The organism is Pantoea osteomyelitidis, from assembly GCF_044342975.1.
Taxonomy (GTDB): Bacteria; Pseudomonadota; Gammaproteobacteria; order Enterobacterales; family Enterobacteriaceae; genus Pantoea; species Pantoea osteomyelitidis.
In genome coordinates this window covers 78,719-99,441 of record NZ_JBGFSN010000012.1, presented here as the reverse complement: position 1 = coordinate 99,441, position 20,723 = coordinate 78,719, and the positions used below count along the sequence as shown (strand labels likewise).

The window sequence follows — 20,723 nt, the reverse complement described above, 5'->3', positions numbered from 1 at the left end:
TTCTATTCAAATCTCGTTAGCATTGGATCTGATTTTTCTGAAGACTGAGGGGTTTAAATGATGTATCCGCCTGTTCCGGTAACCCGATATTTTTCTTTAATCCCTCAGTCAGAGACTGATTCAGATAAGGATGAGTTGTCTTTTTACTGGAGTGCTCAGAAACGTAGTGACTGGCAAACACTTCATGAAGAATATCGCTGCGTGATACTGGCAGAGGCAGGTGCAGGAAAGACTTTCGAGATGAAATCCTACGCAGAGCACATCCAGCAATCGGGCCGAGCTGCATTTTTCATCAGAATCGAAGACGTTGAGGACGGTTTTGAAGATGCATTTGAAGTCGGATGCGCAGAATCTTTTGAGAACTGGCTCAGTTTTCAGGAAGAAGCATGGTTTTTTCTTGATTCGGTTGATGAGGCTCGCCTTGAAAACCCTCGCGCTTTTGAGAAAGCCATCAGGCGCTTTTCACTGAAAATAAAGTCAGCACAAAAACGTGCGCACATTTTCATTTCCAGCCGGCCTTACGCGTGGCGTTCACGCACTGACCGTGCAACTTTAGAGCAGCATTTACCCTTTGAAACCCTGTTGACTGACATGCTGGCGCCAGCAGAAACCGATTCTGATGAAACTGAGAACAGTGATGCAGTAGGCGTTACCAGTGCGTTGAAAGTATTTCTACTCGAACCACTTGATGAGAGTGGCATTCGACTGTATGCCGAATATCGAGACACACCTCAGGTGGATAATCTGCTAACTGAGCTGCGCCGCGCGAATCTTATCGCTATGGCGTCCCGTCCCTTTGATCTGGAGAGCATTCTTGCAAAGTGGAAAGCGGACCAAAAACTGGGGGGGCGGCTTGAGTTGCTGCAGCACAATATAGCGCTTCGTTTAAATGAAATTGAACCGGACCGTTCACAACGGCAACCACTTAACCGTGAGAAGGCATTATCAGGTGCGCGTTTACTTGCTGCTGCGGTAGTGATGACGGGCGAGCCTGGAATTCGAATCCCAGACGCGACGCTTCCTTATGCAGGTATTGATGCGGAAGTCATTTTGGGCGATGACTGGACCCCATCCGAGGTCAGAGCGCTGCTTGAACGGGGAATCTTCAATGATGTCATTTACGGTATGGTACGATTCCGGCACCGGGAAGTGCGGGAGCTACTAGCCGCAGAGTGGTTTCGTTATCAGCTTGATAGGGGGCATTCTCGTCGGGCAACAGAGTCTTTGTTTGTTCGTGAACAATATGGCCAGATGGTTATCACTCCGCGTTTACGGCCGGTATTGCCCTGGTTAATCCTGTTCGATGGTGAGTTACGTCAGCAAGTATTAAAAATATCGCCTGAAATTGTGTTTGAAGGAGGGGATGTGGCTCGCCTACCGCTACCTGAACGACAGAAGATACTATCAGATGTTGTAAGTCGTATTGCGCAAGGCAGTGATTATCATTCTTCACGAGATAACGACGCTATCGCCCGCATTGCCCATCCAGATTTAATGAATGACACGTTAAGGCTGACTGAGGCGTATCGTATGAATGATGATGCGATTTTCTTCCTTGGAAGGTTAGTCTGGCAGGGTGGGATGGGGGAGTGTGTACCGATTCTGTCAGACATCGCAATCGCCCCTGAACGAGATATCTATGTCCGGATTGCTGCTACGCGCGCCGTGATGACGTGTGGAGATGAAAATCAGATAGCCCATCTCTGGAATGAGTTGATTCGTGCGCCTTCCGTTTTTCCACACAAATTACTGGCTGAAGTACTGGATAATGCCAGTGCAGATGCAGCTTCTGTTGACTTCTTGCTGGCATCACTTGCAAAACTTGACGCTTATGATCGATTTGAATCATCCGGATTAAACGAGGCGTTGCATCTGTTCATCACGCGTTTTAAGGATGATGCGCCGGCGTTGGCAGCACTGGAAACTCTTGTTTGTGGCCTGAATGGTTATCTTGAACGAGAACCGTTCATCGAAGGAAGAGAGTGTCATGTTTCGAAAGCGTTTGTATGGCTTCTAGGGCCGGCCACGCAAGCCGCTGAACGACTGGTTTCTGCACATTCTGACGCTGCACTTTCGCTGGATGCACTGGCGATTATGCTGAAAGTTCCGGCTGTGCGATTCTGGCGAAGCGAAGATTTTGAAGAGTATAAAACTCAGCTCCATGACATCGTTCCCGCCTGGAAGGAACTCAACGATGCTCTTTTCTGGAAAAGCATCGAAGCGGCTCGCGATATTGCTGAGAACAAGACATCCGGGCGGATAACCGATGACTTCGCGGTGGAATGGCTGGGTCACTTCTGGAAGTTTGGGGCTGAGCGATTAGGGGATGTGCTGAATTTTATTGCGACACGTGATTTTCTGGATGACAAGTTTGTGGCGATTTCTGTTGCCTTGAGGATTTACAACGAGGCGGGCAAACCTGAAAGCAGCTTATCCGAACTCAGACGTGCGACAGAAGATAATGCAGAGGTCAGAGCGTATCTTAATAGTTTTCTAAACCCACAGAAACCGCAAGCAGTAATCGAATGGGAGGAAGAGGATGCACGACGCAAGGCCAGGTGGGCAAAAGAGAAAGAAGTACGTGATGGTGACCGTCAGGAATGGGTCACGCGTTTAAAAGCCAACCCGGACAATGTTCGCACACCATCAGGATTAAAATCCGGCGAATTTTCAAATGATCAGCTCCACTTATTTCGCGAAATTTATGGGCGGCGAAATTCGTCAACTGGTGCAAACTGGGCAGCGCTTATCCCTGAATTTGGTGATAACGTCGCGAGAGCCTATCGGGATGCTGCGACAGCACACTGGCGGTACTACGTCCCGGCACTGAAGTCGGAGGGCGGTGACACCAACACTGTTCCCTATGAATTACTGTTCGCTATGGCGGGTCTGGACATTGAGGCAAAGGAGAACGAAGGTTTTCCATCATGCCTTACTGACGGAGAGGTACACCAGGCACTACGTTACATGATATGGGACTTTAACGGGCTGCCTAAATGGCTTGAAAAATTATATCTGACGTTCCCTGCGCGGGTTCAGGACGCCTTCCTCAAAGAGTTATTCTGGGAATTACTGCATACACCCGCGGACGGACCCGCCTATTATCTTTTGCAAAAAATTGCCATGCTTGCGCCATGGGCGCACCCGCATCTGGCACCCGCATTGCTGGACTGGATGGAGAAAAACGAGGTCCTTAACGCTGGACTGCTTCGCTACAGTCTGTTGATTTTACGGTGTGGAAGTGTTCATTCTGATACATTAATCGGACTGGTTAAATCCAAGATTTCACAGGGTGTTGTCAAAGAACAGCTGGCAACCTGGTATGCACTTTGGATCGATCTTGATGCGGAGGACGCAATACCTGCGCTTAAGGATTGGTTAGCAGGCATAGAGTTTGAAAAGGCTGCAACAGAAGCGCAGTTGTTTATCACAAAGCTAATGGGGTCCCGATTTACTAACGATCCATCTTACAGCAATGGTGAACGCTTTAGCGTCAAACAACTCAAAACGTTATATCTTCTCATGCTGCACTACATACAGGTTCAGGATGATATTGAGCGCGCCAATAAGGGGGTGTATTCACCGGAGTTAAGGGATGATGCGCAGGATGGCCGTAATGCGTTGTTTAACCGGTTGTCTGCGATTTCAGGAAAAGAGGCCTATGTTGCCCTTACTGAACTGTCGGACGAACATCCCGTTATTTCCTCCCGGTCATGGATGAGGGCGCTTGCGTATAAACGTGCGGAAGAGGATGCAAATTTAGAAGCATGGTCGGCGCAACAAATGCGGGACTATGCGAAAGACCAGATGAGCACGCCTACAACACACCGGCAGTTGTATGATCTGACCGTCAACCGGTTAATTGACCTTAAGTCCTGGATTGAAGGGGGAAATGACAGCCCCTACAGGACATGGCAACGCGTTGAAGGTGAGACAGAGATGCGGAACCTTGTTGCGGGCTGGTTAAATCACAACGCGTCGGGTCGTTACAGTTGTGCCCAGGAAAACGAACTTTCGAACAGACAACGACCAGACATATGGACTCTTCACCCACTCATTCCCTCGCCTGTGCCTGTTGAACTTAAGTTGCTTGATAACTGGTCCGGTCCCGAGCTCTGTGAACGACTTCGCAATCAGCTTGCGGGGGATTATTTACGAGAGGAAGCGGCAGGTTGTGGGATCATGCTGCTGGTCTGGACGGGAAAATCATCTCAGGCTCACTGGCAGATTGATAGGCATAACGTCCCGGTTTCTGGCGTAGTTGGCGCACTTAAGTCGTATTGGAATTCCATTGCCAGTGATTATCCAGGCGTTGCGGCCATAGATATTATTATAATTGACCTTACTGTCAGAGAGGCTAAATCGAATATCTGACCAAGCTAAAAAGCGCGATAAATCGTCCCGCGACGGGAGAGGTGGGCGTTTCAGGGATGAGCCGGATATTATATTTAACATAAATAGCATTACCCGAACTTAGGTTTGTTACTCCAAAGCGCTAATGTCGTACGGGGAGATGCGGATGTTTTGACGGGGGGATAAAAATCAGTACCGGCCATTGTTCCCTCTAAATAGCTGCGCCGAATAGTAGATCACTTTGAGGGAACTCAGCCCGGATTGTGCGATCTGATCAATCGCCAAACATCACAAATCACCAACCGGACTGAGCGATGCCAATCATAGCACCTATTCCCCGCGACTCACTGTGCTGCAAGCGAGCTAAAACCAATAATGACCAGCAAAAGTGGCACTGATAAATCCATAAACCGTCTCGTTTTAATCAAGTGAAAGAATGAGTGTAGGCGTTGATGCGTGTTTGCTCATACCAGTGAGTGGTTTTGACAGCGTTATGAGATGTTCAACGGACGAACGTCATGATCAAACGGGCACGAATAACTGTTTCGAACCTCTCTTCTGAATTGACACCTCCGCCAGACAGCGACGGTAAAACGCGCCGTTGTCACCGTATGCGCCCTGAGCATAACTCTGCGACACATTGTGACGCAGCAAACTGTTTCAAAGAAGAATTTTTTCCGGCAATGCTCTGCGACACAACTTGTCATCTTCGGCAGGAGAATAGTGTTTTTTTGCCCGGAGACGAAAAATGATTCCTGTCCTGCACGCCGTAAAACCAGATTCTGATGACATTAATTTGCAGTTATGGCTGTTTCGCCTGTTATTCCGGCTGGGAGCGCATAAGCAATTTATTACTGCCGGCGGATTAACCCATACGCTGCTCAGCGACTATTTCAGCTTGACCCACTACGAAAATCAGTCGTTAACACCGGCAGAGCAACAAAACGTACTGGATACCTTACTACAGCATTACCGGGAGCTGGAGCGGCGGCCCGCTTCTGCTGCGCCGTCAGCGTCGCAACAGGCTATCGGGCAGCTGGCGCGTCGTATTGGCCTGAGCAAAGCGGAGCAGTTAATTTTTGAATTTACGATAAAACTGCATCATGAACGTTTGCTGGATGATGCGGCGGACTGGCTTGGTCTACTCAGTTCGTCAAAAGTGTATGGCATTCTGGCGACGTTATTGGATCTACCCCAGACGGATATTCGCCACGCACTCGGCCCGACCAGTCTCCTGAGCCAGACCGGTCTGGTCACGCTGGAAACCAGTGGATTACATTCGCTACGTAATAAACTTGAGCCGTTTTCCTTAACGCTGGCTGAACGCCTGAGTGATGGCGAAAGCGATCCTGCCCGTTTACTACAGGGAATCGTTACCCTCTGTGAAAAGTCTCATCTGACTTTCGACCATTTCGCCCATCTCCCAACCATAAATATCATTCGGCAGTGGCTGTATTACGCGCAAAGTTCACGCCGCCCTGGGGTCAATATTTTGATTTATGGTCAGCCTGGCAGCGGAAAAAGTCAGCTTTGTCGCCTGCTGGCGCAGGAACTGGGAAGCGAACTGTATGAAATCGCAAGCGAAAATGAATCTTCGCGACTCATAACCGGTAGTCGGCGTCTACGAGCCTGGCAGGCCGCTCAACGTTTTTTTGCGGGCGATAGCGCGCTGATCCTGCTGGATGAAGCTGAAGACGTGTTCAGCGACAGCGCAGGTTCGTTCTCCTCCCCCGCAAGCCCGCTGTCTAAAGCGTGGATTAATCGCCTGTTGGAGGAAAACAGGGTTCCCGGTCTGTGGGTCTCAAACGACATCAGCGCAATGGATCCCGCCTTTATTCGCCGTTTTGATATTGTTCTCGAACTGGATGTGCCGCCGCGCCAGCAACGCGAGGCGCTGTTAAAACAGGCCTGTGACGCAACGCTGGCACCCGGCGATCTCGCGCAACTGGTCAGCCACCGCGCGGTAACGCCCGCCATAATTGAACGCGCCGCCAACGTTACCGGTTCCATGACTGACCGGAAGGATGGTCAAAAACGCGCTCAATCTTTAATGTTTTTAATCAATAACACACTAAAGGCGCAAGGTCATACGCCGATAAAACAGAAAAATAGCTCTGCGTCAGCGACGGTATACGATCCGTCACTCATTAGCAGCGACAGCCCGGTTACCGACATTGCTGCCGCGCTTTCAGCAGAACATTCGGCCCGCCTCTGTCTGTATGGCCCTTCCGGAACCGGTAAAACGGCCTGGGCGCACTGGCTGGCGCAGCAACTGAAAATGCCGGTGGTGGAAATCAAGGCTTCTCAACTGATGAGTCCCTATGTCGGTGAAAGCGAACAAAACATTGCAGCCATCTTTGCGCAGGCGCGACGCGAAGGTGCGATGCTGCTGATAGACGAAACTGACACCTTTCTGGCAGACCGTGAAGCGTGCCAGCAGCGCTGGGAGCTGAGTTGCGTGAACGAGATGCTCAGCCAGATAGAGCATTACAACGGCATTTTAATTACCACCACTAACCGATTTGAGGTTCTGGATGCTGCGGCTTTGCGCCGTTTCGATCTTAAAATTCGCTTCAGCTACCTGTGTGATTATCAGGCTGTCGCGCTGCTTAATCTCTATTGCGAGCAGTTGCAACTTGACCGGCCATCTACCCAGACAGTGCTGAACCTGACGAAGTTAACCTCATTAACACCGGGCGATTTTGCCGTGGTTTCGCGGCAACACACATTCAGGCCGCTGACCTCCGCCAGTGCCTTTGTTGCCGCACTGAAAGCGGAATGCTGGTTAAAAAAACGCGATAAGCCCGCTATTGGATTTTTGCATTAATCCACTGTGCGTGACGAAAACAGGGAGTAAAACGTGGCCAGAAGACCCGAAACAATTGAAACAACATTGCTGGCAATTGAGCTGTTGCGGCGTATTCCTCGTGGCAGAAAAATCACTGCAAAAGCCTTGCACGAACAGCTATTGAATGCGGGCATTGAACGGGAATTACGCACTATTCAGCGCCAGCTGGAGATGCTCTCTCATCACTTTGCCATTGAGTGTGATACCCGCAATCGGCCATACGGTTACTGCTGGTCAGAAAACGCGAAAGGGGTGTCGTTGCCGGTATTGACGCTGCAGGAATCCCTGTTGCTGGCGATGGCAGAAGCGCATCTTAAACCCATTCTGCCCGCCCGACTGGTTAAATCCATGACAGGCTTTTTTACTCAGGCACAACGTAATCTGCAGGGAAGTGGCCAGAGTCGGCTGGAAGCGGAGTGGCCCGATAAAGTGCGAATCGTCGCCACCAGCCAACCTTTATTGCCGCCCCCCATTGCAGAGGGCGTATTTGAGTCGGTGAGCGAGGCGCTCTATCTGAACCGCTGGCTGAAGATCACTTACCGTAATGCGGGTGGTAAAGAGAGTGAAAATTCGGTGATGCCGCTCGGACTGGCGCAGCAGGGGCCGCGCCTCTATCTGGTTTGTCGCTTCGATGGCTACAACAATGAGCGCAGTCTGGCGATGAACCGAATTCTGGCGGCCCATGTCAGCACCTTTACCTTTGAGCGCCCTGCCGAATTCAACCTGAAAAAATATGATGATGATGGACGCTTTGGTTTTGGCGAAGGCCATCAAATTTTCCTGACGTTCGAAATCGAACGTAGCGCCGGACTTCACCTGATCGAATCCCCGCTCTCGCTTGATCAGACCCACCGCGAACTGAGCGATGACCGCCTCGAATTTTCCGCCACCGTGGTTGACAGCGCCATGCTGAACTGGTTTTTGGCCGCGTTTGGCGAGGCGGTCAGCAACGTGGAACGTCGTCCCATTTTGGAAATTGCCGAATGAGCGTGAACACCCTGAGCTGGGGGCTGTGCGCGCCAGGCGCGGTGCTGTCCGTCCGTCGAAGACGCACCCTGAAAATCAGCGAAACCGTAGCTCGCTTCAACCAGCTCGCCGTGCCGGGTCTGGGCGGCGTGTGGTTTGGTCGTCAGCTCATCCTGGCCTTACAGGGGGTGGCGATTGCCACGGAACTCGGCGAGCAGTTCAGTAATATTGAGGTTGCCAACGCCATTGAGGCTCTCTCCTGCTGGAAAGGTTTTAAACAGCCCTCCGCACGCAATGGTGATCGCCGTTTGCGCGGAATCCGCAAAATAAAATCGCTGGAGGCGGGAAGTATTACGTTTCGCGCCGCTCGAAAAAAGGCGTTTTATGTCACTATTCCGATGCGGATGGCGACGCTGGAAGCCCTGCCCGCGCTGGGACTGGTGCAGCCACAGCGTAGTTTCAATGCCTTTCAGTGCACGCCGCTGGGCGAGCAGCTTGCCAGGGTTGAACCCACACAGCGTGACTTGCTGACGCAATGGGTGAAATCCGGCGGTGGCCCGCCTGCGTCGCTGGTTTCGCCTCTGGTGCCGTTACCCCGAACGGCCAGTCGGCTGATTCGCACTCAGTTGCAGTATGCGGGTGATGAACAGAGCCGACAGCGCCGCAGTGCGGCGCTGCAGTGGGTGGATCGGCTGCGCCAGCACCCGCCCGCGTCGCTCAGCTGGCAGGATCGCCCCGACGAGATCACGCCGGATCACTGGCACGATCTGCAGGCCGGTGCTTTTTTTACACGCACGCGTAACAGCGCAATCGCACTGCTGGAGATCATTGAACAAGAGATGGCGCAGCGCAGCAGCGGCCCGCGATTTGCGCTCAATCAGACGTTTTCAAAGGTGGTGCAGCAGGCGCTGAAAACGCTTGAGCGCAACGCGCGTGCGTTTCTTGAACTGCGACATCGGGACGCTGACGCTAACCAGTTTTGCAGTGAATGCAGCGGTGAAGCGGTCGCGGTGCTCCGCGCGTTGATCAGCCGGGATGGCCACATTCTCCAGCTTAATGGCGAGCATATTGAGCCGGGCGCGGCATACAAAGCGACGGGCTTACCCGCCGGGCGGCAACCGGGCGAGCAGGACGATCTCCCGCCTGCCGCCGACGGATTCTGGCCTGCGGATATCTCCGGGCGAATCTTAAACCTGTTTTTGCTCAACCTGGATCTGCACGGCGAACTGAATGCCTGGCTCAGCAAGGCGGTATCAAATGGCTGATCGAAACCGACTGCCGCTATCACTGGCTGACTACTTTGATGCCCCTGAGGGATACCGTGGACATTTTGGCTGGATGTGTGGCTTCTCCGCCGATAAACCGTTTCTGGACAGTACAATGACACGCTTTAGCGGGCTAAATCACGCGACCCGCGCACATCAGGGACAGTGCCAGTTAGCGCTGTTTCTCGACGCCGGAAACCGCGCTATTACGCCGGTTGACGTGCCTGGCGTTGCCCATTGTCTGTTGCAGGCAGCACCGCCACTTAACTTGCTTCATGCGAAGGTCGCCATTCTGGGGTTCAAGGCTGACGATCCTGAGGCGGGCTGGCGTCTTCGTCTGCTGGTCAGCAGCGGTAACTGGACTGAAATGACCTTACAGCGCAGCCTGGATCTGGTCTGGTGCCTCGATCTTTCCCGCGAGGCGCTCCTCACTGATGCCGTTGCGGTTCAGCAGAGCTGTGCCGATTTCAATGCCGCGCATAACCTGCTCAGCGACATTGCCACCTGGTGTGAAACCAGCCTGTTGTCGCTGGAGACCCACAATCTGCCCACCTCCGGCACACTGGCGCGGCAAGAGGTTGAGAGCTGGCTTGCGGCCTGCCGCAAACGCGCGCGCGGTAAACCCCGGTTGGTCGATAACCGGAAACGGTCGCTGTTCAGCCAGCTGCAATCCTGGCTGGCGCAGCCTTCGTTTACCGGGAAACGGAATTATCTGGCGATGGGTTCCGGTTTCTTTGAAGGAGGTCGTCAGGACGTTCTGGTGCCGCAAAAGATTGTTCAGCAACTGCAGGCGTCGGATCAGTTAACCCAGTCAGCTGAAATTGATTTGTTTGTTAATCCGCAGGCCTGTCAGGCCGTGGCACACCATCTGGAAGCGCTGCAAAGCCAGCGTTTCACCATCAGACCCCCCGATCAGCCGACGCAGCCCGCGCGTTTTCTGCACGCCAAATTTATTTTTAGCGCTAACCAGCGCGCGGGAAGCGAGATGCTGAACCGCACCTGGCTCTATATGGGTTCAGGAAATCTGACCGAGCCTGGCTTTATGCAACGAATGAAACAGGGGGCGGGTAACCTGGAAGCGGGCGTTTTATTCACGCCCGGTCGGCTGGCAAAAAGTCACAAGGGCAAACTGCCGCCGGAACAGACGCTGAGCTGGTTGCTGCCGGTGCAGAGCGAGCTGAACTGCGATGAACTGCAGGAGCCATTGGCCGCTGGAGAAGAGATGGCGGAGCGCCCGTCGCATTTTGCGCCGCCCGTAGCGTGGCTGCGGTGGAAAACGCGGGATGAGGGTAATCACCTGCTCACCTCGCCTGACCTGCCACTGACAACTATCATGGTGCTGAACCGCGATGGCATGGCCTGCCGCCAGACGCATGAAGGCGTTGAGTGGCAGGGCGATATGCCGCGCTCGGTGACGATTCGCTGGCAGAGCGATCACGGAGAACAATGTGTCAGCATTCCGGTCATTGATGAACTGGGCCGCATCGCGGCGACACCATTATGGCCGCTCAGTCTGGACGAGGCGTTGTGGCAGCTGGCGCACTTCCCGGTCGCACCCGACGTCGAACCGTCCGATGAGGAGGAAGATCTCAACCTGTCGGCAATGCCTGCTGACGAAGCGTTAAGCGGCGGGCAGCGCGTTGACGTTCATCCCATTCGCCAGATGATGGCACTGATCGAGGGTATTGCCGATCGCCAGACGCAACTGGCGGAAAGTGACTGGCGTCTCTGGTGCCGCAGCCTGGAGCAGGCGTTGATTCAGGCCAGTCATCACGATGACATTGTCCGTTTTCGCGATACCGGGATTAATCCGCTCAGCGCATTACGGGAAGCCGCGTTTCGCCCGGTATTCGCCGAAAACGATGCGAGTGAAGCAGGACAGAATTACCTGCAAATGCTGGATCGCGTGGAACACGCCTGGGGCGTATCAGCGCTCTGCTCGTTAACGGAGGTTGCCGATGTATAAGCGTTTTCAGGGCTGGTCGCGGGTCGTCGATTTACTGCGCCAGCAGGTCAGCGAGTCACCCGCTCAACTGAATGCGGGACAAAAAGCGACCCTGTCAGCGATTGCCGAACGCATTAAGCAGCACGGTATGATTCTGGCGGATGAAGTGGGTATGGGGAAAACCCGCATTGCTGCCACCCTTGCCCGCTGCGTCATTCAGGCGGGTGGAAGAGTGGCGGTGTTAATTCCGGGTGGGCTTGCGGCTAACTGGCAAGAAGAGCTGAAGACCGTCGGCGTCATCCCGTCAGCACCGCTGCTCTCGCTGAAACAATATATGCGTGTCTGGGCCCCCGATGCCCCTTCCCGTCCGTGGTTTGCGGAACAGTGCCTGATCATCTCCCATGCGATGGCAAACTGGCGACTGGGTGCAGGCAGCTATCCCTGGCGTTGGGGATTGCTGCCCGAACTCTGTCAGCAATGGTTACACCAGCGGCACGAGAGAACCCTGTCTGAGCCCTGGCTCAAGCGGGCGGCACAAGAGATCTATGCGTTCACGCACAATCTACCGAAGGCACATCCGGCGCGAAAAACCCTTGACGCGCTGGCGGCAGAGGTAGTGATGAAACGAGCGCGGCGCGATGAACACTATACCGTAGAGAGCAATGAGCGCCGCCAGCTGGAAACCAGCGTCGGGCTGGGGCTGGGAACGTTTGATCTCATCATTGTGGACGAAGCGCACAAAAGCCGTGGTGCGAGCAGCAGCCTGAATCGCGTACTGGAGAATGTCATCCAGCCCGCCCGTCATGCCCGCCGACTGGCGGTGAGCGCCACGCCGGTTGAGTTGCACAGAGATCAGTGGAAGCAGATGCTGCAACGTATCAACGTTCATGCTCCGCCGGTGATCGAAGCCATCGAACACTATCAGTCTGCCGTTGACGATCTGCGTCAGAATTATACCGACCCGCGCGTGCAGCAACGTTATCGCGCCGCTTCCGCGGCTTTCCAGCAGGCGCTCTCGCCGTATCTGCTGCGCCGTGACAAGCGGGAAGATGAGTCTGTGCAGAAATATTATCAGCACACCACCCGTCCCTATCGACGTGAGAAAGCGATCGTTGTGGATACCTTTGCCTTGTCGATGGCGTGGAAACAGGCGGTTTGCGCCGCAGAAGCACTCTCTTTTGTCAGCCGGATGCACGAAGACAGCGCAGCAAAACGGCTGCGCCTGACCTTTGGCAACGGGCACGGTATCGCCACGGTAATGAATAATCAGCACGATGAAACCCCCGATGCGCAGCTGAGTGAAATTATCGCCGTGGCTGACGACACCGCCCCGGCTGACAAACGTCAGCAGCGCGCCCGCTGGTGGCAGCGTAAGCTCAACGCGGTGATGAAAGCCGATGACGAATTTGCGCTGTTTAACCATCCCGCCATTCTGGCCACCGTCAATGCCGTGGAAGCCGTCTGTGACAGCGGGGAAAAAGTGCTGGTGTTTGGCCGCTTTACCCAGCCGATGCGAGCGCTGGTCAAACTCATCAATGCCCGCGCTCTTTTAAAAGCGCTGGACAAGAAAGAGCCCTGGCCGCAGGAGTATATTCGTGAGGATGAGTGGCCCGCCATTCAATGCGCCAGCCGCCAGCTGTATAACCGAGATGCCGACCAGGCCGCCCTCACCCGCCAGCTGAAACGCCAGTACCGTTTGCTCAGTCGCGATCGTGAGGCGTTTCGACATCGTCTGCTGCCTCTGCTGCAACAGGGACTTGAATCCTGTGAAAATGATCAGGTCAACGCCCTGTTCACGCTGTTCGCGCAACGCAGCGAGAGCGGTTCGCCGCATCGGGATTTGGTGAGTGTGGCCCATGCGCTGTACCTGTTGACTAACACGGACGCTGAACGCCACTCCCCTCTGCATCTGGCTGGTGTGTTTACCGACCTGATCAATGCGGCCCGCGACCGCGATCATGCCGACGGCCAGACAGAAGCGATCGAAGAGGCGCAGAGCACAGAACTGCGCTGGCAAGCCGTGCTGGAGCGGCTCGATCAGGAGTACGGCCCGCGCGAAAGCCATTTTGCCCGTCTGATGGATGGCAATACTGCGCCGCCTACCCGCCAGTTGCTCAATTTTGCCTTCAACCGGCCACACTGCCGCCCTTCGGTTCTGGTGGCGCAATCCCTAGTCGCCAGAGAGGGGCTGAACCTCCACTTAGCCTGCCGCACGGTGGTGATGATGCATCCTGAATGGAATCCCGGCGTCGCGGAACAACAGATTGGTCGCGTCGACCGGCTCAACAGCCTGTGGCAGAAAAAACTGGATGAGGCACTGGCGGCCGGTCAGCGCGGCGATCACCTGCCCACAATCGATTTCTGCCCGGTAATTTTCAAAGGCACCTATGACGAACAAAACTGGCAGGTGCTGAGTCAGCGCTGGGACGACCTGCGAGCGCAGTTGCATGGCAACCCCTTCTCCGCCAGCGCGCTACAGGATCATGCTCTGCACAGAGAACTTATTCAGTCGGTGCTGGACAGTGCGCCGAACTTCTCTCCGTTAAAGAGAGCGCAGTCAAAAGGGTAGTTTGCACGCTTGTTACTTACAGATAAAAGGTTGAGTCAATCATAAGGAATCACGATGGGGAATATTGACGGATTGACGCTGATGCAGAGAGAAGATCCTGCATTCGCTGAGCATTACCTGCGTTGGGAAAGTATCAGGCAGGCCACAGCACCCCATCAGGTGGCCATTTGCGGCCTGATGAATGCCGGGAAAAGCGCATTACTGAATATGCTGACCGGACACCTGGAACGGGAGTATTTCGCCACCGGCGCGAGTCGCACCACGGCAGACGTGCAGTCGATAACGATGGACAACATTGACTGGCTCGATACGCCAGGCATTGATGCCAGTGACAGTGATGATCACACCGCCTGGCGCGGCATTTTGCGAGCGGATTCGGTTCTTTTTGCCCATACCCTGCGCACCGGCACGCTTGAGCAGGTGGAACTCGATTTTCTTGATACGCTGATGCGCCATATCGCCGATCTGCCGCAGCGATTGATCGTGGTGCTTACCCACGCCGATAGCGTAGAAGCCCATCAGCAAGAGAGCATTGATTCCATTACCCGGATTCTCTCCACGCGTTTTGCTAAGCCGTTGCCGCTGTTTGTCACCTCAAGCCCGCGTTTTATTAAAGGCACGCTGACGAATAAGCCTGGGCTGGTTCAGCGCAGCGGCATTCCGCAGCTGCTGGCAGCCATCACTACCCGCGTCAGTGAGGCCAACGCTTCGCTCGTCTCCGGGCGGGCGCTGGAAAAAGTACATCTCGACATCATGCTCAAGGGTGCCATCACTGAGGCGCTTGCCCGGCGCGAAGAGCAGATGAACGCGCTGCTTCAGCAACATAAAGATGAGGATAGAGCGTTTCGCAAGGCAGCGAAGCAACTGCTCAACGCCCTGCGTCAACGTATCCCTGATGAGACAAAATCTGACATTTAAGGAAAAAACGATGTGGTGGTTACTTATTCCTGTTGTAGGCGCAGTGATTACAGCCGTCGCCTCCTCAGACAGCAGCAGTTCATCTTCTTCATCTGATAGCAGCAACAGCCGTGAGACGGCGGCGCGCGACGCGCTGGAAAAAGAGCAAATGCGTAACCGGGAATTGAACCGGGCGGCACTGGTTCAGGATGCCCGCAAAGGCCTGGAAAGACTGCTGGCCGATCATGCTGCGTTTCTGAAACGCACCCAGCCCAATAACTGGCACACACTCACGGCGGTTAATCTCGAAACTGCGTTAAGCACTCCGGCGACGGTAAATAACAGCTTTGCAAAACTGCGGGCGCTGTTACCGGACCTGGAATATGTCGGCAACGCCAGTGAGGTGCAGACGCGTATTCACCAGTTGCAGGGTGAGATCGCGGAGTTGCTCGCGCTCAGTCAGCGTATTTCTGAGGAGGAGGATCAATGATCACCTCTCCAGCCAACCGTAATGAACTGCTCGCCGTGTTTTCGCAGGTGGCAGAGGGATTTAGCTCCACGGGCAACAGGATTACACAGTACGAAGCGCGCATTAGTCCATTGCTGGCAGCACTCACCGACACACAACAGCGTGATCCCTGGGCCACCAGCGCACTCCGGCGTGACCATCCTTTTTTGCGATTTGTTGAAGACCACACCGCACGGCTGCGAGAGATGCTGCGCCTCCAGGTCGGGGAGATACTCAGCTATCAGCGGAAAAACCGTTTTCGCCAGAAGTTCGATGATGCGCTGATGGTCTACGTTTACGGCAAAGTCAAAGCCGGTAAATCCTCGTTCGGGAATTACATTGCCTGGGGCCACCCCTGCCCAGATGCGGCGCTGAAAAGCCAGGCTGAACCGAAACCCGCCTTCTTTTGTGAAGTGGATAGCGGCACAACGGAGAAGATGTCGGCAGAGAAAATGGCGCAACAGCAACATTTTTCCGTTGGCGTCTCAGAGACCACCAGCGCTATTCAGGGTTTCACCCTGCCTGGGCTGACCTGGATTGATTCGCCCGGTATTCACTCCGTAACCGCTGAAAATGGCCGACTGGCGCAGGAGTACAGCGATGCCGCCGACCTTATCATCTATCTGACCAGTTCCAGCAGCCCCGGTCGCAAAAGCGATCTGGAGGTAATGCGCGAGGTGGTTGAGAAGAACAAGCCGATGATGGTGCTGATCCCGGCCAGCGACATTATCGACGAAGATGAAGATGACGAAGGTAATCCCGTTTCTCAACTGATCATGAAGTCAGATGCCGATCGCGCTGATCAGGAAAACTATGTCAGCGAGTCGCTTTCTGCGCTGGTGGACAGCCATCAAGCGGGCGTTACGGTGCAATCCATCTCGGTCGAGTATGCGCGACAAGGCGCAGACACAGAGCGCAACGCACGCTGGCAGGAGAGCGGCTTAAAGACGTTTGCCGAAACCGTTGCGCGGATCGCGCAATCCGACGGTATCAAAATCAAACAGCGCACCCCGCTGATTAACCACAAAAATGTTTGCGATTATCTGATCAACAGTAGCGATGACATCATCACGCTGTTGAATGACGTGGCTGCCGGGCTGGACGCCGCCGCGCACAAACTGCATCAGGAGTGTGAACGCCTCTGTCTTGAGCTGGAGCAGCGGCTTCAACCGAAAATCGAACGTCTGATCGATCGCTACGCGATGGATAATCGCCAGTACCTGTCGCACTGCGCCAGCGTGTGGGAAGAGGAGATTGCGACCAGCAAAGCGGCGCTGCTTACTCAGGTTCAGCAGGGCTTTGATCAGTTGACACTTAACCTCAACCAACTGGATGTGATTGACGAGGCGATACCCGGTTTTGAAAAACGAGTGGAGCGTATCGCCTTTCACTCACGTCTGGGGGAAAACGTCGGTAAAGCTGGCGGCTCGGCTGTCGGCACGGCGATCGGCGCATTTGCGGGAAGCATCGTTCCGGGTATTGGAACAGCTATCGGTGCCACCGTCGGCGGTTTGCTCGGCGGCATGTTTGGCGGCTACGGTGGCGGCAAAATCGGAGAGAATTTCAATTCAACCGAATACGAAGATATCGAAGTTGGCGATAACCGCGTGGAGGTGGCGTTAAAAACCCGCAACGTGTTAAGCCAGCGGGCTGAACGTGAACTGGGCGCGGTAACGGTCATGCTGGAGAACGCCTTTTATGGCGATATCAAAGCCTGGGTGACAGAGATCCATACCGCCCTGACTGCATTACAACTGGAATTACGTAGCCAGCATCTGGCCCTGAAAAAGGAGTTACTTAACAATGAACTTGCCTGATTATCAAAACGTTTTTGACGTTTACCACCACTGCCAGGAGACGCTCGACGTGGCCTTACCGGCGGGGGAAGCAGCCTTGCTGGGCAAACGTCTGATGACGAAAAGCGAACAATTGCAGCCAGTGATTATGGTGTACGGCGTCTATAACGCTGGAAAAAGCACCTTGCTTAACGCGTTAATGGGTCGGGCTGATGCTGAAATGGCAGACCGGCCCATGACCGATCAGGTGACGGGCTATCAATGGCGCGGTTATACGCTGTATGACACGCCGGGCATTGATGCACCACAGGAACATCAAGAGGTGACGGAAGCGCATTTGCGTGAATCCGATGTTGTATTGTTCGTCGTTGCCACGGGCGGCGCGGTCGAAGAGCAATCGACCTGGCAGGCGCTGATTTCGCTGGTCGAAAAAGAGCGTCGCGTCATGCTGATCGTTAACAATAAAACCGGCCTTAAACCCGAATCCCCTGAATATCTTCATATCGTCGATCAACTCAGACAGCGCCTCCAGGATGCCGCCGACGAGGCGCAGATCGGCGATATCCTCAGCAAAGTCAGTATCCATCTGGTGAATGCCCGTTCAGCGCTCAAGGGAAGGCTTGAGCAGAAGTCAGGACTGATCAACTCAAGCGGGATCGCGTTGCTGGAAGATCAACTGTCGCAGTTTTTGCAGGAAACCGATCAGTACAACGTGCTCGATACCTGTTACAGCGACCTGCGTCAGGCCATTGATACCGCCCTGCTCTCGCTCGCCAAAATCGATGCCAGTCCGGAAAGTGAGGCCCTGCAGGACGCCAGACTGCGCGTGGAGAGTGAGCGCGAGCGCCTGAGCCTGCAACTCCATGATCAGTTAGAGAAAAACATTCAGAAGCATCAGCACGTCCTGGCAGGCACCATTGATGACCTGCTGGAAAACTGCCGATCTAAGCACGTCTTTGAAGCGGACCTCAGCCGCGAACTGGAAGTGGTCTCAGATAAGATTTTCCAGCAACAGCAGGCGTTACTGGAAAGTGAACTGCCCAAAACGCAGCGCAAGCTGGAGGACATTGGCGAAACCTTACAGGTCGCCGAGATGCGGCAGGCTCAGGCAGAGAGTCCGGACGTAAAGGCGTTCCAGAGTGAAGAAGAGGAATCTGCCTGGAAACAGGGCATGAAGCAGGTGATGGGCCACAGTGACAAACTGGATGTGAATGCCCTTGCCGAGGCGGGCGCCAAAAAAGGATTAGTGATTGCCAAAGATCTGTTGCCAAATCTGTTTAAAGGGATTGGGAAAAGAACCATCGAACGCTGGGCCGCCACGGCAGGACGCTTAGCAGGCCCCGCCATTGCTCTGGGCGTGGGAGCCTGGAATATTTATCAGGCCGTGAATGAAAATGAAAAATTAAAGCAGGCAAGACGTCGCCGTCGGGAAGCCGCAGAAGACACCGCCACCACGCTGATGGATGGGCTGAAACACGCGTGGCAGGGAGTGATTCGCGAGGTAGTGAATGAGATTTTCGAACCGGTAGACGCTTTCCTGAAACGGAAAAAAAACGAGCATCACCAGCAGAGCGAGCTCACCGCAAAACGCATTGAGGAATTAGAAACAGCAAAACGTGCGTTGAGGGATTTCAGGGTGGGGTGAGTGGGAATATGACGGGTTAGCGGGTTAGCTGCCAGACATTAATGCGAGTTTATCGATAATGAAGAAGAGGAGACGTTTCTGTACGTTACCCGATAACTCACGCCCGGCAAAAGTCTGCCGGGCAGAGTGAAAGATTACTCCTCAAAATACCAGTAGCCCTGATTAATCAGGCCGGTCAATTCGGTAATAAACGCCGGGTTGCAGCGCAGCGCCCAACGCATCCTGATCGACGACTGTGAACCGACAAAGCCTATCCGCCGCGTTATTATCGACCGTTTTCCAGCGTTCGTTGTTAATAAAGAAAAGCTCACCGATATTCAGCACATGCAATCCACTCAGGCAAATGAGTCTTTCACCGCTCAGCTACGCGTCCCGCACTTCTTCTTCGCTATAGGGTAATTCGACAAGGGCAATATCCAGTTCGTGACGTGGCGTGGAGGCGAAACGGCCAAACCACTGCGCGAAGTTCTCTGGCTGATGGAGCATATCTACCATCATGTTGCGCAGCCGCTCGAGCGCATGCTTCTCTATGCGTCCGGATGTTCACGCACCCTGAGATCCAGGTCACTGTAATGCGCGCCGCCCAAAGCGTTTTCCAGCGCGTAATCGGCGAAGATGCTCATCAGGTCGCGCCCATTAGGCCCACGGAACCCGACCGAGTAGTTTAGCGTGTCTTCATAGGTGAAACCGTCGTAGGGAGGCGGAATATACAAAATATTACCGGGCGACATCTCGATGTTCGATACTCGGCTCAAAGGGATTAACACGCAGCAGCGCCGGATGCGGACAGAACTGACGCATTGGCAGAGCATTCCCACGTGCCAGCGACGACTGTAGTGGTCAACAAAAACTGGCCACCTGAACAGAGGTGATATGCTCACCTCAGAACAATACAGGTGCACCAATGAAAAGAAGAAATTTTAGTCCTGAATTCAAACGCGAATCCGCTCAGCTGGTTGTCGATCAAAACTACACCGTCTCTGATGCCGCTAAGGCTATGGATGTCGGTCTTTCCGCGATGACAAAATGGGTCAGGCAACTGCGTGAAGAGCGTCAGGGCAAAACACCAAAAGCCTCTCCGATTACACCGGAACAAATCGAAATACGTGAACTGAAGCAAAAGCTACAACCTATTGAAATGAAAAAGAAATATTAAAAAAGGCTACCGCGCTCTTGATGTCAGGCTCCCTGAACAATTCTCGATAATCGGGAAACTCAGGGCGCGTTATCCTGTGGCCACTCTCTGCCACGTGTTCGGGGTTCATCGCAGCAGCTACAAATACTGGAAAAACCGTCCTGAAAAGCCAGACGGCAGACGGACTGTATTACGCAGTCAGGTACTCGAGCTACATGGCATCAGCTACGGTTCGGCCGGAGCAAGAAGCATCGCCACAATGGCAACCCAGAGAGGCTACCAGATGGGGCGCTGGCTCGCTGGCAGGCTCATGAAAGAGCTGAGGCTGGTCAGTTGCCAGCAGCCGACTCACCGGTATAATCGTGGCGGTCATGAGCACGTTGCTATCCCGAATCATCTTGAGCGACAGTTCGCTGTAACAGAGCCAAACCAGGTGTGGTGCGGTGATGTGACCTATATCTGGACAGGTAGGCGCTGGGCATACCTCGCTGTTGTTCTCGACCTGTTTGCAAGGAAACCCGTGGGCTGGGCAATGTCGTTCTCACCGGACAGCAGACTTACCATGAAAGCGCTGGAAATGGCGTGGGAAAAGCGCGGCAAGCCCGTCGGAGTATTGTTCCACAGCGATCAGGGGAGTCATTATACAAGCAGACAGTTCCGGCAGTTACTGTGGCGATACCGGATCAGGCAGAGTATAAGTCGGCGTGGAAACTGCCGGGATAACAGTCCAATGGAACGCTTCTTCCGGAGTCTGAAGAACGAATGGGTGCCAGTGACAGGTTACGTAAGCTTCAGC

13 protein-coding genes and 1 pseudogene are annotated in these 20,723 nt (G+C 54.1%); 11 read left to right on the top strand and 3 right to left on the bottom strand.

The window, feature by feature from the left end; translation table 11 throughout:
* Positions 1-57: 57 nt before the first annotated feature.
* The 10 genes from ABU178_RS19550 (at position 58) to ABU178_RS19505 (ending at position 18,792) form a co-directional block, all read left to right on the top strand.
* Complete coding sequence (locus ABU178_RS19550; RefSeq protein WP_397218047.1) at positions 58-4,374, top strand: NACHT domain-containing protein; 4,317 nt, start codon at positions 58-60, stop codon at positions 4,372-4,374.
* A 727-nt stretch (positions 4,375-5,101) separates the two neighbouring features.
* Positions 5,102-7,180, top strand: coding sequence for an AAA family ATPase (locus ABU178_RS19545; RefSeq protein ID WP_397218045.1), 2,079 nt, complete (start codon positions 5,102-5,104; stop codon positions 7,178-7,180).
* A 33-nt stretch (positions 7,181-7,213) separates the two neighbouring features.
* A complete protein-coding gene (locus ABU178_RS19540) occupies positions 7,214-8,188 on the top strand; it encodes a helix-turn-helix transcriptional regulator (protein WP_397218043.1) in 975 nt (324 codons plus the stop codon).
* Entirely contained in the window at positions 8,185-9,432 is a 1,248-nt protein-coding gene (locus ABU178_RS19535; protein ID WP_397218042.1) for a hypothetical protein, read from the top strand. Before ABU178_RS19540 ends, ABU178_RS19535 begins: the two co-directional genes overlap by 4 nt.
* The gene (locus ABU178_RS19530) at positions 9,425-11,398 is read left to right on the top strand and encodes a hypothetical protein (protein ID WP_397218040.1); all 1,974 of its coding nucleotides are present in this window, start codon (positions 9,425-9,427) and stop codon (positions 11,396-11,398) included. The genes ABU178_RS19535 and ABU178_RS19530 overlap by 8 nt, the downstream gene beginning before the upstream one ends.
* Positions 11,391-13,946: a helicase-related protein gene (locus ABU178_RS19525; RefSeq protein ID WP_397218038.1), complete on the top strand. Its 2,556-nt coding sequence runs from the start codon at positions 11,391-11,393 to the stop codon at positions 13,944-13,946. Before ABU178_RS19530 ends, ABU178_RS19525 begins: the two co-directional genes overlap by 8 nt.
* Before the next feature lie 54 nt (positions 13,947-14,000).
* Positions 14,001-14,864 (top strand): GTPase, encoded by an 864-nt coding sequence (locus ABU178_RS19520; protein ID WP_397218035.1) that lies wholly within the window; start codon positions 14,001-14,003, stop codon positions 14,862-14,864.
* Positions 14,842-15,333: a hypothetical protein gene (locus ABU178_RS19515; protein ID WP_397218033.1), complete on the top strand. Its 492-nt coding sequence runs from the start codon at positions 14,842-14,844 to the stop codon at positions 15,331-15,333. Before ABU178_RS19520 ends, ABU178_RS19515 begins: the two co-directional genes overlap by 23 nt.
* On the top strand, positions 15,330-17,168 hold the full coding sequence (locus tag ABU178_RS19510) for a dynamin family protein (protein ID WP_397218031.1): 1,839 nt from the start codon (positions 15,330-15,332) through the stop codon (positions 17,166-17,168). Before ABU178_RS19515 ends, ABU178_RS19510 begins: the two co-directional genes overlap by 4 nt.
* Positions 17,155-18,792 (top strand): dynamin family protein, encoded by a 1,638-nt coding sequence (locus ABU178_RS19505; protein WP_397218029.1) that lies wholly within the window; start codon positions 17,155-17,157, stop codon positions 18,790-18,792. The genes ABU178_RS19510 and ABU178_RS19505 overlap by 14 nt, the downstream gene beginning before the upstream one ends.
* A 162-nt stretch (positions 18,793-18,954) precedes the next feature.
* On the opposite strand, the gene ABU178_RS19500 is transcribed toward ABU178_RS19505, so the two are convergent.
* From ABU178_RS19500 to ABU178_RS19490, 3 genes are read right to left on the bottom strand one after another with little or no spacing between them, the layout of a single operon-like run.
* Complete coding sequence (locus tag ABU178_RS19500; RefSeq protein ID WP_397218028.1) at positions 18,955-19,116, bottom strand: hypothetical protein; 162 nt, start codon at positions 19,114-19,116, stop codon at positions 18,955-18,957.
* Positions 19,117-19,155: 39 nt separating this feature from the next.
* Positions 19,156-19,290, bottom strand: a complete 135-nt coding sequence (locus ABU178_RS19495) for a winged helix domain-containing protein (RefSeq protein ID WP_397218026.1) — start codon at positions 19,288-19,290, stop codon at positions 19,156-19,158.
* A 29-nt stretch (positions 19,291-19,319) separates the two neighbouring features.
* Positions 19,320-19,673, bottom strand: coding sequence for a JmjC domain-containing protein (locus tag ABU178_RS19490; protein WP_397218024.1), 354 nt, complete (start codon positions 19,671-19,673; stop codon positions 19,320-19,322).
* A 23-nt stretch (positions 19,674-19,696) separates the two neighbouring features.
* On the opposite strand from ABU178_RS19490, the pseudogene ABU178_RS19485 reads away from it, so the two are divergent.
* Positions 19,697-20,723: pseudogene (locus ABU178_RS19485) on the top strand (IS3 family transposase); the annotation flags it as partial.

Coding starts and splice junctions, on each gene's coding strand:
- ABU178_RS19545 (WP_397218045.1), top strand. CDS start 5,102: ATGATTCCTGTCCTGCACGCCGTAAAACCAGATTCTGATGACATTAAT.
- ABU178_RS19525 (WP_397218038.1), top strand. CDS start 11,391: ATGTATAAGCGTTTTCAGGGCTGGTCGCGGGTCGTCGATTTACTGCGC.
- ABU178_RS19515 (WP_397218033.1), top strand. CDS start 14,842: ATGAGACAAAATCTGACATTTAAGGAAAAAACGATGTGGTGGTTACTT.
- ABU178_RS19550 (WP_397218047.1), top strand. CDS start 58: ATGATGTATCCGCCTGTTCCGGTAACCCGATATTTTTCTTTAATCCCT.
- ABU178_RS19520 (WP_397218035.1), top strand. CDS start 14,001: ATGGGGAATATTGACGGATTGACGCTGATGCAGAGAGAAGATCCTGCA.
- ABU178_RS19530 (WP_397218040.1), top strand. CDS start 9,425: ATGGCTGATCGAAACCGACTGCCGCTATCACTGGCTGACTACTTTGAT.
- ABU178_RS19495 (WP_397218026.1), bottom strand. CDS start 19,290: ATGATGGTAGATATGCTCCATCAGCCAGAGAACTTCGCGCAGTGGTTT.
- ABU178_RS19510 (WP_397218031.1), top strand. CDS start 15,330: ATGATCACCTCTCCAGCCAACCGTAATGAACTGCTCGCCGTGTTTTCG.
- ABU178_RS19505 (WP_397218029.1), top strand. CDS start 17,155: ATGAACTTGCCTGATTATCAAAACGTTTTTGACGTTTACCACCACTGC.
- ABU178_RS19535 (WP_397218042.1), top strand. CDS start 8,185: ATGAGCGTGAACACCCTGAGCTGGGGGCTGTGCGCGCCAGGCGCGGTG.